Raw genomic sequence first — 17,053 nt, 5'->3', positions numbered from 1 at the left:
CACCCGGACCCAGGCCAGCAGGCCCGCGGCGTGCACGATAGTTTTTGCAAAAAGTCACGGAACCCTCGGATCGTGCCTAAACTCCAAATTGCGCGGCTGGAACAATAACCGGCCCACTGGCACCTGGCCCCACAGGCACGGGCCAGACCCTGTCCATTGGTATGCACATAAAGAGAACATAGCTATGAAACGGATTCTTCTCGGTACTCTCTTCACCGCTGTTTCCATCAACGCCATGGCTCAGGCCCCGGGCGGCCCGGACTGCGGTTGGGGCAACATGCTGTTCGAAGGCCAGCGTGGCACCCCGGCGCACTTCCTGGCATCCACCACCAACGGCACCTCCGGTAACGCCACCTTCGGCATGACCTCCGGCACCAACGGTTGCTCGACCAACGCCGCACTGACCTACGGCGGCAAGTCCTGGCTGGCCATGAATGGCATGATGAACGAGCTGTCCGAAGACATGGCCAAGGGTCAGGGCGAGGCGCTGACCACCTACGCCGTGGTACTGGGCGTGGCGCCGGAAGACCGTGCGCACTTCTCTGCCGTCACCCACGAGCACTTCCAGCAGATCTTCAGCAAGGCTGACGTGACCGCTGAAGACGTGCATGCCAACACCCTGGCCGTGCTGAAAAGCGATCCTCGTCTGGCCAAGTACGCAACTCAAGCCTAAGCTCGCCACACTCGCTCCCTCCGGGGAGCGGGTTTTTCTTTTCTGGGCCCTTTTGGTCTTTTTTTCGACTTTCCAAGTAGCCGACTATGCTCAAACGCCTTGCCTGGCTGGCGCTCTGTGTGTGCGCCCCGCTGTCCGCCGCGCCCCATGTCGATCCCCAACGTTTGCAGCAACTGGCCAATGACCGCTTCTGGATTTCCCTCGGTCACTACGAAGCCGCCAAGCTGGGTGGCTGGCGCAGCTATATCAGCGACAAGAAATTTTTCCTCGCCTCCGACGGCAATGCACATCCCGACCGCGAACTGACCGCCACGCTGCAAGCCTTGTATGGCCCGGCCAGCGCCGGGCAGCAGCATGCTCAATGCGTGTACCCGGCACGTACCCGCTGGCTCAAGGCACAGCTCAACCTGACGGACCTGCCAGCGGTCGATTGCAGCGAATTCACCCAGTGGTTCAAGGACGTGTCGCCCCACAGCGCAGTGATGATTTTCCCCGCCGCCTATCTCAACAGCCCCTCCTCGATGTTCGGCCACACGCTGCTGCGCATCGACCAGGCCGACGTGCAGAGTGACAAGACCGCCCTGCTCAGTTACGCAATCAATTTCGGCGCCTACATCGAAGGCTCCGACAACAGCATTCTCTATGCCTGGAAAGGCCTGATGGGCGGCTATCCGGGCCTGTTTGCCCTGGTGCCCTACCAGGAAAAACTCTCCGAGTACCGTAGCCTGGAGAACCGCGACCTGTGGGAATACCGCCTCAACCTGAGCCAGGCGGAAACCGAACGCATGGTCGAGCACGTCTGGGAACTCAAGCAGATCCAGTTCGATTATTTCTTCTTTGACGAAAACTGCTCTTACCGCCTGCTCGAACTGCTTCAGGTCGCCCGCCCGAGCCTGCGCCTGACAGAACAGTTCCCGCTGACGGCAATCCCCACCGACACGGTCAAGGCGGTGAAAGACGCCGGGCTTGTGGAAAGCATCCAGTATCGACCGTCCCGCGAACGAGAGCTGCTCAGCCGCGCCGAACCGCTGAGCAACGACGAACAACAATGGGTACTGAAAGTCAGTGCCGACCAGCAGCAACTGCAAACACCCGAATTCAAGGCGCTGCCACGCAAGCGCCAGGCACTGATCGTCGATGCGGCCTATCGACTGGAGCGCTACCGGGCCAACGGCCAGGAACGCGATCCGCAACGCGCCCAGCGCAGCTTCGAACTGTTGCGGGCGATCAACCGCAATCCGGCGCCGGAACTCGACATCCCGCAGCCGGGTCTGCCGGAGGACGGTCATCAGTCACGTACCTGGCAGGCAGGCCTCGGTACCCGCGGCGACCGGGCATTCGGCGAGTATGGCCTGCGCATGGCCTACCACGACCTCAATGACAACGCCGAGAGTTTTCCCCTAGGGGCACAGATCGAAATTCTCCAACTGAAGCTACGCCAGTACGAAGGTAATGAATGGCAGGTGCAGCAACTGGACCTGGCGACCATTCGCTCCCTGACCCCGCGCAACGAGCTGTTGCAGCCGCTGTCCTGGCAAGTGACCGGCGGGCTGGAGCGGGTGCCCGGCAAGCACGACGATGAAAACCTGGTCAGCCACGTCAACGGCGGCGCGGGGGGAACGTGGGCGTTGGGCGACGACATGCTGGGCTTTGCCCTGGGCACGGTGCGGGTAGAGCACAACAATGATTTCGCCCAGTTCATCTCCCCCGCCGCCGGCTTCAACAGCGGCGTGCTGTGGAAGAACCCGCTGGGCAACCTGAGCCTGGAAGCCAAGGGCGACTATTTCGTCAACGGTGAAGTGCGCCGTAGCCTGAGTCTGAACCAGCAATGGGAACTGTCGCGCAACCTCGGCCTGCGCTTGAGTGCCCAGCGTGAATTCAGCCACCTGGCCACGCCCCAGAACGAGGTGATGCTTGAGGTGAAGTGGTATCACTACTGAGCATCGATAGCCTACCCCTCGACAGGGCAAACGGATTAATCACAGGGCTTTCACACCGGCCTGACGAATCCGCTTCTAGACTTATCGTATAAGTGGAGGCGGAAGGCAGGACATGAGGCGCGCGATAGCGGTACTGGCGGTATTGATGATGCTTGGCGGTTGTGAAACCACCCACGAAGACCTGATTGCCCGCGGGTTTCCAGCGGCGTTTGCCGACGGCTATGACGACGGTTGCAGCAGTGGCCGGCAAGCGGCCGGGGCGATCACCGGCCAGTTCCGCAAGGACGTGCCGCGCTACCTCAAGGATCCACGCTACGCCGAGGGGTGGAGCGACGGGTTCCGCCAATGCCAGGCCATGCGCGAAAGCCAGGAACGCGACGCCTACCGTGAGCGCCATTGGGACGAGCGCGAACGTGCCTGGCAACAGGAAAAGGACCGGGACGCCGCCCGGGCGTATCGCTCGCAATGAGTCGCGCATAGACATCCCGCGAAACCAAATGCCTGCGACCATGGCCCAAACTCCAACAGAGGAGAACACCATGAGCCGCGCCTTCGTCAACGAAGACAACGCCGCTGCCCAAGCCGACCAGCCGGTCGAACGCCAGGTCAGCGCGCAACCCAACTACGTCACGCCCGCCGGGCTCGCCCAATTGCAGGCCCGGGTTGCCCACTTGCAGACGCTGCACGCTCAGCAAGTCGCCAGGGCGGATCAGGCGGACAAGCAGCGTATTGCCGATCTTGAACGCGACCTGCGCTATTTCAATCAGCGCGTGCAAAGCGCTCAAGTGGTGGCGCCTACATCCTCCGAGCAAGTGCGGATCGGACACTGGGTGACTTTCGTCGACGAACAGGACCGCCAACAGCGGGTGCAATTGGTGGGTGAAGACCAGGCCGACGCGGCCACCGGGCTGATCAACTGGGGCTCGCCATTAGGGCGAGCGCTGCTGGGAACGAAGGTAGGCGACGAAGTAGTGTGGCAGCGACCGATAGGAGATCTCGCCATTGAAATAGTTGCCATAGAACTTGATTAGCTCAACGACCGCATCTTAATCGCACTAACAACCAACTAAAAAAATCACTATTGCGCCTGTAGCAATATGTAACTGCAACATGAAGTCATAACGCAAAGTTGGTGTCGATACGGCAGCGTGGTACTGTTTTTCCCGCACATGAATCGGTGCAAAAAAACCAAGAGGACGATACACAATGAGCGAACGACTACTTGCAATGTCAGGTAACTTCGACAGTGACTTCAACTCCTACCAACAGCTAAACAGTCCCGGTAGCGAATCAGCAATGCTGACCATTGTCGAGTGCGGCACCATAAACTGCACCGCTACTTTGTGCTGATTCCTACCTATCGAAGCGCCTGCCCAACAGGACTTTGAGACTCCCTGATCCCTACCCATGAACGCGTCATTAACATCCTGCAATCCGGGTGCGCTTAGTAGCGCCCGAACGACCACTGGGTCATTGCAATGGATTTATAACTGATGAGGAAAACACGATGAGCGAACAAATCCTGAACATGTCCGGCGACTTCTATTCCGAGTTCGATGCCTATCAAGCGCCTGCCAACAACAATATCGGGGCCATTCTGGCAACGACACTGGAGTGCAACACCTTCGGAACCTGCACTAACCTGGAATGTTCGACCGTCATGTGCTGATCGCCCTGATCGTTAGTTGAACCAGCAACACCGATAAACATAGAGCAGGCATCGCCTGCTCTATCCATGTCAGGAACCACGACATGCTCGTTAACTCATTGAAGTTGAATCAGCGCGGCCAGTGCAGATTCGCCTCAGCCTCCGACATCACCCTGTTTGAAAACAACCTGACCCGCCTGCATGGTGACGACCAGGCCTTGTTGAGTCACTTTGGACTGGATAGGGAGCAGTTGACTTCGTACATCAACGACCCCGCCAATACCCAGCCCTTGCCCCACGATGGCGAAACCGCCCTGCAGGCCTTGAAGGAAAAGCTTGTCCGGCTTGATCGCCAGTACATCGATACGAAAGCGGTCGGCAGCAACGACGAGAATTTTTATTGGTTTGGCTATCGTTTTTTTCTTTATTTCCTCGATTCGTTCAAGACGGACCCACGCTACGGCCATGCGTCCAGGTACATCGACGAACCGGCAGTGTTTGCCAGCCTTGAGCGTTATGTCCTGGCTCGGGTCGGACGCACGGCGGAACAGAGTCTGGTCCATTATCTGAACACGCGGATCGCCAGTGGCGACGACACTGACTTGAGCCGCTTCAATGAACGCCTGCGAACTTTGCCGCTGTTGAAACTCTTCGAGTCTTATCCCGTGCTGGCGACCCTGTTGCTGGGGATGCTGGAGGACACGATCAACTATCTGTACGCGGTCGTTCTGAACTTTGCCGACGATGTGGACCGGTTGGAGCATGCATTTGCGATCCCGTCGCGCAAAATCGATGCCATTGAACTTGGGCTAGGTGATCCCCACGGTCGGGGCGAAACGGTCTGCCAGGTTAAAGTTGCCACGACTTACCTGGTGTACAAGCCCAGGGCAAGCCGCGAAGCGCTTTTTTACAACGGGCTTATCGGGCAATTGCACGAGTGGACGCAAGCCGAATGTTTTTCCATTCACGCGCCACGAATTCTCAGTCGCGAGCGTCATAGCTGGGTCGAGAAAATCGATAACGTGCCGTGCGCAAGCGAAGCGGACGTTGAGCTGTTTTATCAAAAGATGGGCGCACAGATTGCCGTTATCCACGCACTGAACGGCATCGACTTCCATTATGAAAACATCATTGCGCATGGAAGCAGCCCGGTCATGATCGACCTGGAATGCCTGTTCACCGCGTCAACGAGCGAAGTACTGTTGGATTTGCCGGCTGGCTGCGCGTTGTCCAATACGTATAAGGTGATCCAACAGTCGGTCTGCTCCAGCGGCTTCGTGCCCTTCTCACAAAAATCCAGCAACGACCAGAGCGGCCTGACACGACAGGAGCTGTTCATCTCCACCCGGCACTCGCTGGTTTTCGATGACGGCTTCTATCATCTACGCAGGATCAGATTCGAACATCAATTGGCGCAAAAGCATCTGCCGTTGCTACTGGGTGAACGCAAAGGGCTGGAAACTTACAGGACCTCGTTCTTCCAGGGTTTTGAATATGCTTATGACCAGTTGATAAGCCATCGCCATAGCCTGATGCAAATGCTTGAACAATCGGCGAACCAACTCTCCACCCGGGTCCTGCTGAAAAACTCCCAGCGCTACGCCGACTTCATCGGCCTGAGCCGCCACCCACGCTTCATGCAAAACATGCTGGATCGGGAACTTCTGCTGGCCACCTTCTGGAGAGACGTGAAAGAGCCTTACCGGGAAAAAGACATCCCCCGCCATGAAATAGCCGACCTGCAACGATCCGCCATTCCCTGTTTCACTATGCCCCTCGACACGAGCCGCATGACCAGCGCACAAGGTGTCACCATTGACCTGGCACAAGTGGAGCCGCCGCTAACCAGCTGCTTGCAAAAGATCGCCGGCCTGTCCCAGGCAGACAAGGCACTGCAACGCACACTGCTGGAACTCTGTCTGTTTCCAGAACAGAGCCCACGCCCGGCCTTACCGGCGCGGCAAACCGGTGGGAAGCCGGAAAAGCCGTCCCAGGCGAACCGACTCGATGCGGTCCTGAAGATCGGCGCTCGCCTGGAGGAGCTTGCAGTCAAGGGATCGGCAACGGACGTCAGGTGGTTGTCTTTTCATCTGCACCCCTCGACCCAGGGAAAATACCCCTCCCCCATGGATCACGGCGTGTATTCCGGCATCGCTGGTCTCGGGCTGTTTTACCTGAGCCTGTTCAAGGTGAGCGGCAAGCCTCACTGTCTGTCGCTCCTGGATCAGATCCTGCGCTCACTGGAGCAACACTTCGGCTTTTTCAAAAGCGACCTGAGCATCAGCGCGTATCACGGGCTGGGGGCCTATCTGTATCTCTTGATCAATCGTCGCCAGATCACCGCAGACGGAACACATGACGAAAAGATCGCCAGCCTGTTGCAGCAGCTGCTTGACGTACCGCCCGAGCAGTATGACTTCGACTTCCTGGGTGGCTGCTGTGGCGCGGTGACGCTGCTGGCCAACATCCATGAGCTGTCTGCCCGTGAGGATGTGCTCTCAGCCATCGGACGCATGGTCGACTACATCAAGGATCAACTACTGATTGAAGAAGGCCAGTTGCTGCGACGCGATGATCGATCCGTCATCCTGACTGGCTTGTCCCATGGCCTATCGGGCGTCATCCACGGGTTGTGCAGGGCCTATGACGTCACCGGCGATGCAGCGCTGGTGGCCCTCGCCGTCCAGGTGCTCGAAGGCGAAAACCGCTTGAGCCGGGACGGCTTCTGGCTCGACCTGCGCAACCATGGGCATGTGCAGCATTCGACCAAGTGGTGCCACGGCGACGGTGGCATCCTCATTGCCCGACGACAGCTGATGAAATCCATGGGAGACGTCCTGGACGAAACGACCCGGCAAACCGTGCTCGACGACATACAGCGATGCGAGGACAACCTCTGGCAACACGGGTTTGGCGACGGCTACAACCTTTGTCACGGGGATCTGGGCAATCTGATCTGTCTGTTCGACGGGTATCGGCGCTCGGGCAATTGCGAAGGCATCCTGAGAGTCCAACAAGCCATTGACCAGGTCATCCGGCAGTTCTTTGAAGGGCCTTTCATGGACAGCGACCGGGTTCCCGATGTCAGCCTGCTGACCGGTATTGCCGGGGCGGGTTATGCACTGCTGTACGCGATGGATCAGACGATTCCCAATGTGCTTACCCTGGATTTCGCGGCGCGGGCCTAGGCCTATCGGACAACACAATATCCTGCGTGGGAGCGGGCTTGCCCGCGAATGCGGCTTATCAGCTAGCGTTGATAGTGAATGTGCCATCGCTTTCTCGAGCAAGCCCGCTCCCACAGGGATCATTCACTTCCTACAGGAATTGCGCCCATGAAAAACGGAGCCCGAGGGCTCCGTTTTTTTCATGCAACCAACCAAATCAGGCCAGTTTCTTGTGCCGTACGCGATGGGGCTGGGCAGCCGCTTCGCCGAGGCGTTTCTTGCGATCGGCTTCGTACTCGGTGTAGTTGCCTTCGAAGAACACCGCCTGCGAATCGTCCTCATAGGCCAGGATGTGGGTCGCCACGCGGTCAAGGAACCACCGATCGTGGGAGATCACAATGGCGGCGCCCGGGAAGTCCAGCAGGGCTTCTTCCAGGGAACGCAGGGTTTCGACGTCGAGGTCGTTGGACGGTTCGTCGAGCAGCAAGACGTTGCCGCCCTCCTTCAACGTCAACGCCAGGTGCAGGCGGCCACGTTCACCACCGGAGAGGTCCTTGACGAACTTCTGCTGGTCGCCGCCCTTGAAGTTGAAGCGCCCCACGTAGGTACGCGACGGGATTTCGTAGTTACCGATGCGGATCTGGTCGGAACCGTCGGAGATCTGCTGGAACACGGTCTTGCTGCCGTCCAGGTCTTCACGGCTCTGGTCGACGCACGCCAGTTGCACGGTTTCACCGATTTCGATGCTGCCCGAATCCGGAGTTTCCTTGCCCATCAGCATGCGGAACAGCGTCGACTTACCTGCGCCGTTACCGCCGATCACACCGACGATGGCGCCTTTAGGCATGGAGAACGACAGGTTGTCGATCAGCACGCGGTCGCCATAGCCCTTGGTGACGTTCTTGAATTCAATGACCTTGTCACCCAGGCGCGGACCGGCCGGGATGTAGATCTCGTTGGTTTCGCTGCGTTTCTGGAATTCCTGGGACTGCATTTCCTCGAAACGTTGCAGACGGGCCTTGGATTTGGATTGGCGGGCCTTGGCGCCTTTGCGCACCCATTCCAGCTCTTCCTTCATGGCTTTTTCATGGGCCGACTGCTGCTTGGATTCCTGGGCCAGACGCTCGGACTTGGCTTCCAGCCAGCCCGAATAGTTGCCCTCGTACGGAATGCCTGCGCCGCGGTCGAGTTCCAGGATCCAGCCGGCAACGTTGTCCAGGAAGTAACGGTCGTGCGTGATCGCGACCACGGTGCCCGGGAAGTCGTGCAGGAAGTGTTCGAGCCAGGCGACGGAGTCGGCGTCCAGGTGGTTGGTCGGCTCGTCGAGCAGCAGCATGTCCGGGGCGGACAGCAGCAAGCGGCACAGGGCAACCCGGCGTTTTTCACCACCGGAGAGGTGTTCGACCTTCGCTTCCCAGGCCGGCAGGCGCAGCGCATCGGCGGCGACTTCCAGCTGGCGCTCCAGGTTGTGACCATCGCTGGCCTGCAGGATCGCCTCGAGCTTGGCCTGTTCGGCGGCCAGCTTGTCGAAATCGGCGTCCGGGTCGGCGTAGGCGGCGTAGACCTCGTCCAGGCGGGCCTGGGCGTCCTTGATGACGCTGACCGCTTCCTCGACCACTTCACGCACGGTCTTGGTCGGGTCCAGCTGAGGCTCCTGGGGCAGGTAGCCGATATTCAGGTCCGGCATCGGACGGGCTTCGCCGTCGAACTCGGTATCGACGCCGGCCATGATTTTCAGCAGCGTGGATTTACCCGAACCGTTGAGGCCCAGCACGCCGATCTTGGCGCCGGGGAAAAACGACAGCGAGATGTTTTTCAGGATTTCCCGCTTCGGCGGAACGACTTTGCTCAGCCGATGCATGGTGAAGACGTATTGAGCCATGGAGAACCTAGCGTCAGTGACAGGTGAAAAGAACAAGCCAGGCCATGCGCAGCGCCGGCACTTGACGGTCATCAATGCCTGCGGGCGGATAGAGCCTGGGAATCTGGAGCTGGAACGCTCTTGTCTGACCGGCAAAGCTACCTCAACCGTCGGTCAAGGTCCAGCCGCGAAGGACTGGCACTTTGCCACAAGTCAAGGCATGCTAGCCGCCCTTCGGGCGTCCGGCTTATAGTGCGTGTCGCGCCAGTCCAGCAAACCGCAGGATTACAGCTTGTCCAACGTCACGCCGCCCCCGTCCCCCCGCGCACCGACCGCAGTGCCCGGCTCGCCCCTGCGCGGGACTCTGAAGGGTGCCCTGGCGACGCTGGTCCTGCTGTTGTTGGGACTGCTCTTCTGGCAATTGATCGACCAACTGCGCGAAAACCAACAGCACCAGCGTCAATACACCATCGACTACACCGCCGACCTGGCCGCCCAAGTCAGCCTGAACATGGCGTTGAACGCGCAGATCGCCCTCAATCTGCTACCGATCGTCGAACAACCGCAAACCGCCGACGAACAGCAGGCACTGGTACGCAAGCTCCAACAGTCGTTGCCGGAGGTGCGCAGCCTGGCGCTGCTGAGCCCATCCGGCCGGGTGCTCAGCGACAGCGATGTCGACAGCGAGGATGCCGATTACCTGGCTGAGCTGGTGCGGCGCAGTCGTGCCCAGGCCCATTATTTCAGCAATGCCGAAGACGGCTCCGTGGTGCATCTGTTGCTGCATCAGGCCAGCGGCAGCAGCCGAGGCTACTGGGCCCTGCGCCTGACGCCGAACTTTTTCACCACGCTGACCAAACAGGCCGATGTCGGCCTGCGTCCGCTGTGGCTGGTGGAGAACCGCCTCAACCAACAGGTCATCAGCCGCGATGAGAGCCTGCCGTCGTCCGAGACTGCCCGCCTGTCGGTCGATGATCTGGAAAATACCGTCCTGACCGTGCCCCTGAGCAGCAGCGACTGGCAACTGCGGGGCCTTTTCGACCGGCGCCAGGTGATCGAGCAACTGCTGCCGGCATTCATTGGCAAATGCCTGTTGGGCCTGGCGTTTTCATTGCTGCCAGTGATTGCACTGTTGAACATGCGCCGGCGCCAGCGGCAGTTGCACGAAGGTCGTCGGCGCTACCAGGATATTTTCGAAGGCACCGGTGTGGCCCTGTGCGTGCTGGATCTGTCGGGACTCAAGGCATTCTTCGCCAGGAATGGCCTGCACAACGGCGATCAGTTGCGCGCCTGGCTGGAAGTCCCGCACCAGCTCGAGCAGTTGCAGCAGGAAGTGATCGTCACCGAGGTCAACCAGATGGCGTTGAAGTTGCTCAACGTCGACTCCTGTGAGCAGGCCTGGCAACTGCTGGTGGGCAATGGCGTGCAGGACACCAACCCGGTTGGCTACAGGTTGCTCCAGGCACTGCTCGACCCGCACAAACAGCTGGAACTGGAGATCAGGCTGCAGGATGCCCACGGTCGTGACCAGCACCTGTGGCTGGTGCTGCGCTTGCCGGAACACCAGGATGACTACAACGCCGTCATCCTGAGCATCAGCGACATCACCAGCCGCAAGCTGGTGGAGCTGTCGTTGCTCGAGCGCGAGGGTTTCTGGTCCGACGTGGTGCGCACGGTGCCGGACCATCTCTATGTGCAGGACGTCATCAGCCAGCGGATGATTTTCAGCAACCATCACCTGGGCCAGACGCTGGGGTACGACCGCACCGAGCTGCACCAGATGGGCGAGTATTTCTGGGAAATCCTGTTGCACAGCGAAGACGCCGATCACTACCACCAATTGCGCCAGGAACAACGCCGGGGCGGTTATACGCAACTGCTGCAATGCCAGTTGCGCTTTCGCCATCGCAATGGCAAATGGCGACGTTTCGAGGTTCGCGAACAAGCGCTGGCTCGCGACCGGCATGACCAGGTGACCCGGATCATTGGCGTGGCCAAGGACATCACCGAGCAGATCGAGGCCAGCGAATCGCTGCGCGACAGCGAACAGCGCTACCGGATGCTCGCCGAAAGCATCAGCGATGTGATCTTCTCCACCGACAGCAAACTCTCGCTCAACTACGTCAGCCCGTCGGTGCAGGCCGTGCTGGGCTACGACGCCGACTGGATCTTCCAGAACGGCTGGCAGTCGATCATTGCCAACCCGCAGCAACTGACCGGTATCTACAGCCTGATGGACCGGGTCAGCAAGGCCCTCGACAAGCCCGAGCAACTGTCCGAGCTGCGCAACCAGATGCAGACCCAGCTGTTCCTGTTCGACTGCCTTCGGGCCGACGGGCGCAAGATCCCCATCGAGTTGCGGCTGGTGCTGGTATGGGACGATCACGGCGCGTTCGAAGGCGTGCTGGGCGTAGGCCGCGACATCAGCCAGCAACGGCGCGCCGAAAAAGACCTGCGCATGGCCGCCACGGTATTCGAACACTCGACCTCGGCCATTCTGATCACCGACCCGGCCGGCTACATCGTCCAGGCCAACGAAGCGTTCAGCCGCGTCAGCGGGTACGCCGTCTCGCAAGTGCTGGACCAATTGCCCAACATGCTGACGGTAGACGAGCAGCAGGAAGCCCACCTGCGCTACGTGCTCAAGCAATTGCAACAGCACAGCACCTGGGAAGGCGAAGTCTGGCTCAAGCGGCGCAATGGCGAACACTATCCGGCCTGGGTCGGCATCACCGCCGTGCTCGATGACGAGGGCGACCTGGCCAGCTATGTGTGCTTTTTCAGCGACATCAGCGAACGCAAGGCCAGCGAGCAGCGCATCCACCGCCTGGCCTACTACGATGCCCTGACCCACCTGCCCAACCGCACGCTGTTCCAGGATCGCCTGCACACCGCCCTGCAATCGGCCGACCGGCAGAAGACCTGGGTGGTGCTGATGTTCCTCGACCTGGACCGCTTCAAGCCGATCAACGACTCCCTGGGCCACGCCGCCGGCGACCGGATGCTCAAGGAAATGGCCACGCGCCTGCTCGGGTGCGTGGCTGATGACGACACCGTGGCACGCATGGGGGGCGATGAATTCACCTTGCTGCTGCAACCGCGCGCCAGTCGCGAAATGGCGCTGAACCGGGCGATTACCGTGGCCGAGCAGATCCTTGCCAGCCTGGTCCGGCCTTTCGTGCTCGAAGGCCGGGAGTTCTTCGTCACCGCCAGTATCGGCATCGCCTTGAGTCCCCAGGACGGCAACGAACTGAGCCAGTTGATGAAAAACGCCGACACCGCCATGTACCACGCCAAGGAGCGCGGCAAGAACAACTTCCAGTTTTACCAGGCCGACATGAACGCCAGTGCCCTGGAGCGCCTGGAACTGGAAAGCGACCTGCGCCATGCCCTGGAGCAGAACGAGTTCGTGCTGTATTACCAGCCGCAGTTCAGCGGCGACGGCAAGCGCCTGACCGGCGCCGAGGCCCTGCTACGCTGGCGTCACCCGCGCCGTGGGCTGGTGCCGCCGGGAGACTTCATTCCGGTGCTCGAGGAGCTCGGGCTGGTGGTGGACGTGGGCGACTGGGTCATCGACGAAGCCTGCCGACAGCTCAAGACCTGGCACCAGGCCAAGGTCCGGGTGCCCAAGGTCTCGGTCAACATTTCCGCCCGGCAGTTCTCCGACGGTCAGCTCGGCACCCGCATTGCCAATATCCTGCGCAGCACCGGCCTGCCGCCGGCCTGCCTGGAGCTGGAACTGACCGAGAGTATCCTGATGCGCGAGGTCAGCGAGGCGATGCAGATCCTTGCCGGGCTGAAGAACCTGGGCCTGAGCATCGCCGTGGATGACTTCGGCACCGGGTATTCATCCCTCAACTACCTGAAACAATTCCCCATCGACGTGTTGAAAATCGACCGCACCTTCGTCGACGGCCTGCCGTCCGGCGAGCAGGATGCGCAGATCGCCCGGGCGATCATCGCCATGGCCCACAGCCTCAACCTGGCGGTGATCGCCGAGGGCGTCGAGACTCACGAGCAATTGGACTTCCTGCGTGAACACGGCTGCGATGAAGTCCAGGGCTACCTGTTCGGCCGCCCGATGCCGGCCAACCGGTTCGAGGCGCAGTTCAGCAATGATGCGCTGTTCATGCTCGACTGAGGCTTTGTGGTGCCTGGGCTGGCCTCATCGCGAGCAGGCTCGCTCCCACAGGAACTGTGGTGTAAGTAAATCCAGGGACACCCAAGGATCACTGTGGGAGCGAGCCTGCTCGCGATGAGGCCCGCAAAGGCTGGGTGAATCCCATTCGTCCGCGACATGACGTCCTTTCATATGCCTTCCAAAAGCGGTTGGGTTAGAATGCCCCCCTTTTCTGCCCCGATCCTTGAGGACCGCCATGTTCAGCCGTGATTTGACTATTGCCAAGTACGACGCCGATCTCTTTGCCGCCATGGAGCAAGAAGCTCAGCGCCAGGAAGAGCACATTGAGCTGATCGCTTCGGAAAACTACACCAGCCCTGCGGTGATGGAAGCTCAAGGTTCGGTACTGACCAACAAGTACGCCGAAGGCTACCCGGGCAAGCGCTACTACGGTGGTTGCGAGTACGTCGACGTGGTCGAGCAACTGGCTATCGACCGCGCCAAGCAACTGTTCGGCGCCGACTACGCCAACGTCCAGCCACACGCCGGTTCCCAGGCCAACGCCGCCGTGTACCTGGCGCTGCTGTCGGCCGGTGACACCATTCTGGGCATGAGCCTGGCCCACGGCGGTCACCTGACCCACGGCGCCAGCGTCTCCTCCTCCGGCAAGCTGTACAACGCCATCCAGTACGGCATCGACGGCAACGGCCTGATCGACTACGACGAAGTCGAGCGCCTGGCCCTGGAACACAAGCCGAAGATGATCGTGGCCGGTTTCTCCGCCTACTCCCAAGTGCTCGATTTCGCACGTTTCCGCGAAATCGCCGACAAGGTCGGTGCCTATCTGTTCGTAGACATGGCTCACGTGGCAGGTCTGGTCGCCGCTGGCGTCTACCCGAACCCCGTGCCGTTCGCCGACGTGGTGACCACCACCACCCACAAGACCCTGCGCGGCCCACGTGGCGGCCTGATCCTGGCTCGCGCCAATGCCGACATCGAGAAGAAACTCAACTCCGCTGTGTTCCCAGGCGCCCAAGGCGGCCCGCTGGAGCACGTGATCGCGGCCAAGGCGATCTGCTTCAAGGAAGCGCTGCAGCCTGAGTTCAAGGCTTACCAGCAGCAAGTCGTGAAGAATGCCAAGGCCATGGCCGGCGTGTTCATCGAGCGCGGCTTCGACGTCGTATCCGGTGGTACGGAAAATCACCTGTTCCTGCTGTCGCTGATCAAGCAGGACATCTCCGGCAAAGATGCCGACGCGGCGCTGGGCAAGGCGTTCATCACCGTCAACAAGAACTCGGTGCCAAACGACCCACGCTCCCCGTTCGTGACTTCCGGACTGCGCTTCGGCACCCCGGCCGTGACCACCCGTGGCTTCAAGGAAGCCGAGTGCAAGGAACTGGCCGGCTGGATCTGCGACATCCTGGCTGACCTGAACAACGAAGCGGTCATCGACGCCGTTCGTGAGAAGGTCAAGGCCATCTGCAAGAAGCTGCCGGTATACGGCGCTTAATTCTCCCGACGCAATGCACTAAGAAAGGCCCGCCTCGAAAGAGGCGGGCCTTTCTTATGGCCCCATCTAAAACAACTGACAACTTATTTAAATCCCAACTTGATTGTATTGCCCTGCAATACATCCAATCCCACAACTTGACAACAAATCCATAACATCGAGTCCGCTTCAGTCAATTAACAAACAAGGACTCATCAACATGGACAGTCACTCATCTTTTACCGCAACACTTAGAATGCACGAAGCCCGTATCAATCTACTTGAGCACCTGCATGGCAAGCCTGCGATGGCAACCATCCGTTCGTTCAGTGGTGGTTTTTTTACCGGTCAGCCCCAACCCCATGATCACTCCAGCCTGCTCGGGATGTACCCGAACGCCCGGGATACCGACAGCCCGCCCTTGCGCCTGCATTTTCGACATACCGCAGATGGCTACATCCTGAGCATCAAAAACCCCGGTGAATACTACGACAAGCTCATCAGCCGGAGTTGGCTGGAAGTGTTGGGGGCCCAACATCCAAACACCCGAAACCCAACGCTTTTCAATCTCGTCGATCATCGACGAAATATTATTACGCGCAAAGACATCTCTTCTATCCACTTGCCTGTCTCGCTCATGACGACCAACAGAAAATATGTGGGTGGATTAAAGATACCGGGCTCGCCTTATATCTACCTCGCCAAGACAGAAGAGAAATCAAGGATAACGTTCATCTTGAGTATTCATTAAGGGCGTCGTAGGAGAACTCCGGTGGAGAGCAGCAATATTGCCGAAGCCACGCGCCTGATGGATGAGCACCTGGGCCATCTTGAGCAACAGCTGTCGATGGCCGCAGGTACCGGGGGCGTCAGGCCAGGATGGCTTCGAAGCCGGCGCGAATTTTTTCCTCGGGCAGCTCGTCGGCTATGAACACGATCACGCTTTCCCGGACATCGCCTGGGGCCCACTCGGTGTCCCAGTCGAAACCGTAGAGTTTGAGCACGCCCTGGAACACCAATCGACGCGGTTCGCCGGCAATGTTCAGCACGCCTTTGTAGCGCAGCAATTGCTTGCCATGCGCCTCCAGCAACTCGTTCATGAACCCGCTGAGCCGGTCGATATCCAGCGCCTTGTCGGTGCGCAGCACCAGGCTGCTGATGCGATCAGCGCTGGTCGACGGTACGACCGGCCGCAAGCTGAACCCCGCGCCCATGTCGGCGTTGAGGTTGAAGCCACGGATGTCGAGCAGTTCGGCCAGATCAATGTTGCCGTGCTCCACCACCCGGATCGGCGCCCGCCGGTTGATACGCGTCAGCCGCTCGCCCAAGGCCTGGACATGGGCCGCGTCCACCAGGTCGGTCTTGCTCAAGAGCAGGCGGTCGGCGAATCCGACCTGGGCCTGTGCGATGGCCTGGGTCAGGTGCAGCTCGGCGTGGGCGGCATCCACCAAGGTCAGGATACCGTCGAGGATATAACGCTCGCGCAAGTCCTCGTCGATGAAAAACGTCTGCGCCACCGGCGCCGGATCGGCCAGGCCGGTGCATTCGATCACCAGGCGGTCGAATGCGATCTCACCGCTGTCGAGCCGTTCGAGCAGCAGGTACAGAGCCTTGGTCAAGTCAGTGTGAATGGTGCAGCACACACAGCCATTGGCCAGGGTCATGACCTGCACCGGCTCGTCGCCCAGCAGCTGGGTATCGATACCGGCGTCGCTGAATTCATTCTCGATCACAGCGATTTTCAAGCCGTGCTCGGCCTTGAGCAGATGACGCAACAGCGTGGTCTTGCCAGCGCCTAGAAAGCCACTGAGGATGGTGACCGGGATGGGAGAGGACAACGTGATTCTCCTGCTGCGAAATAAAAAGAAAGCACACAGTACAACTGTGGGAGCGGGCTTGCTCGCGAAAGCGATCTACCGGTCGACATCTTCGCCAACTGATCCACCGCCTTCGCGGGCAAGCCCGCTCCCACAGGGATTTGTGGTGGATGCAAATCCCGAGACCACAAAAAAACAATGTGGGAGCGAGCTTGCTCGCGAAAGCGATCTATCAGCCGACCTCTTCACTGACTGACCCACCGCCTTCGCGGGCAAGCCCGCTCCCACACAGGCTCACTCCCACAAGGGTTAATTCAACCCGGACAGTGCCTCAACAG

General features: G+C 59.8%; 11 protein-coding genes. 9 read left to right on the top strand and 2 right to left on the bottom strand.

Going from position 1 to position 17,053, the window contains the following annotated elements:
- The first annotated feature begins 184 nt into the window (after window positions 1–184).
- The 6 genes from ACLEJR_RS19465 (at window position 185) to lanM (ending at window position 7,449) form a co-directional block, all read left to right on the top strand.
- The gene (locus ACLEJR_RS19465) at window positions 185–673 is read left to right on the top strand and encodes a DUF3015 domain-containing protein (protein ID WP_440797797.1); all 489 of its coding nucleotides are present in this window, start codon (window positions 185–187) and stop codon (window positions 671–673) included.
- A gap of 86 nt (window positions 674–759) precedes the next feature.
- Window positions 760–2,613, top strand: coding sequence for an Lnb N-terminal periplasmic domain-containing protein (locus ACLEJR_RS19460; RefSeq protein WP_440815873.1), 1,854 nt, complete (start codon window positions 760–762; stop codon window positions 2,611–2,613).
- A gap of 112 nt (window positions 2,614–2,725) precedes the next feature.
- The gene (locus ACLEJR_RS19455) at window positions 2,726–3,082 is read left to right on the top strand and encodes a hypothetical protein (RefSeq protein WP_440797801.1); all 357 of its coding nucleotides are present in this window, start codon (window positions 2,726–2,728) and stop codon (window positions 3,080–3,082) included.
- A gap of 70 nt (window positions 3,083–3,152) precedes the next feature.
- Window positions 3,153–3,644 (top strand): GreA/GreB family elongation factor, encoded by a 492-nt coding sequence (locus ACLEJR_RS19450; RefSeq protein ID WP_440797802.1) that lies wholly within the window; start codon window positions 3,153–3,155, stop codon window positions 3,642–3,644.
- A 476-nt stretch (window positions 3,645–4,120) separates the two neighbouring features.
- A complete protein-coding gene (locus ACLEJR_RS19445) occupies window positions 4,121–4,282 on the top strand; it encodes a hypothetical protein (RefSeq protein WP_440797804.1) in 162 nt (53 codons plus the stop codon).
- 83 nt (window positions 4,283–4,365) lie between these two features.
- The gene (gene lanM / locus ACLEJR_RS19440) at window positions 4,366–7,449 is read left to right on the top strand and encodes a type 2 lanthipeptide synthetase LanM (protein WP_440815870.1); all 3,084 of its coding nucleotides are present in this window, start codon (window positions 4,366–4,368) and stop codon (window positions 7,447–7,449) included.
- 196 nt (window positions 7,450–7,645) lie between these two features.
- Here the strand turns inward: lanM and ettA are convergent, their stop codons facing one another.
- A complete protein-coding gene (ettA, locus tag ACLEJR_RS19435; RefSeq protein ID WP_440797807.1) occupies window positions 7,646–9,310 on the bottom strand; it encodes an energy-dependent translational throttle protein EttA in 1,665 nt (554 codons plus the stop codon).
- A 271-nt stretch (window positions 9,311–9,581) separates the two neighbouring features.
- Between ettA and ACLEJR_RS19430 the strand changes: the two genes are divergently transcribed.
- The 3 genes from ACLEJR_RS19430 to ACLEJR_RS19420 all read left to right on the top strand — a co-directional run bounded on the left by ACLEJR_RS19430 (window position 9,582) and on the right by ACLEJR_RS19420 (window position 15,649).
- Window positions 9,582–13,430: a sensor domain-containing protein gene (locus ACLEJR_RS19430; protein WP_440797809.1), complete on the top strand. Its 3,849-nt coding sequence runs from the start codon at window positions 9,582–9,584 to the stop codon at window positions 13,428–13,430.
- Between the two features lie 235 nt (window positions 13,431–13,665).
- Entirely contained in the window at window positions 13,666–14,919 is a 1,254-nt protein-coding gene (gene glyA / locus ACLEJR_RS19425; RefSeq protein ID WP_053153674.1) for a serine hydroxymethyltransferase, read from the top strand.
- Between the two features lie 199 nt (window positions 14,920–15,118).
- Window positions 15,119–15,649, top strand: a complete 531-nt coding sequence (locus tag ACLEJR_RS19420; protein WP_440815868.1) for a hypothetical protein — start codon at window positions 15,119–15,121, stop codon at window positions 15,647–15,649.
- A gap of 118 nt (window positions 15,650–15,767) precedes the next feature.
- On the opposite strand, the gene yjiA is transcribed toward ACLEJR_RS19420, so the two are convergent.
- Window positions 15,768–16,736 carry a GTPase gene (yjiA, locus tag ACLEJR_RS19415; RefSeq protein WP_440815866.1) on the bottom strand — a complete coding sequence of 323 codons (969 nt, stop codon included), beginning with the start codon at window positions 16,734–16,736 and terminating at the stop codon, window positions 15,768–15,770.
- Window positions 16,737–17,053: the final 317 nt, after the last annotated feature.

Source organism: Pseudomonas sp. SMN5, from assembly GCF_052041925.1.
GTDB lineage: Bacteria > Pseudomonadota > Gammaproteobacteria > Pseudomonadales > Pseudomonadaceae > Aquipseudomonas.
Note: the sequence above shows the minus strand (reverse complement) of the source record. Positions and strands in the feature narration are given on the sequence as shown.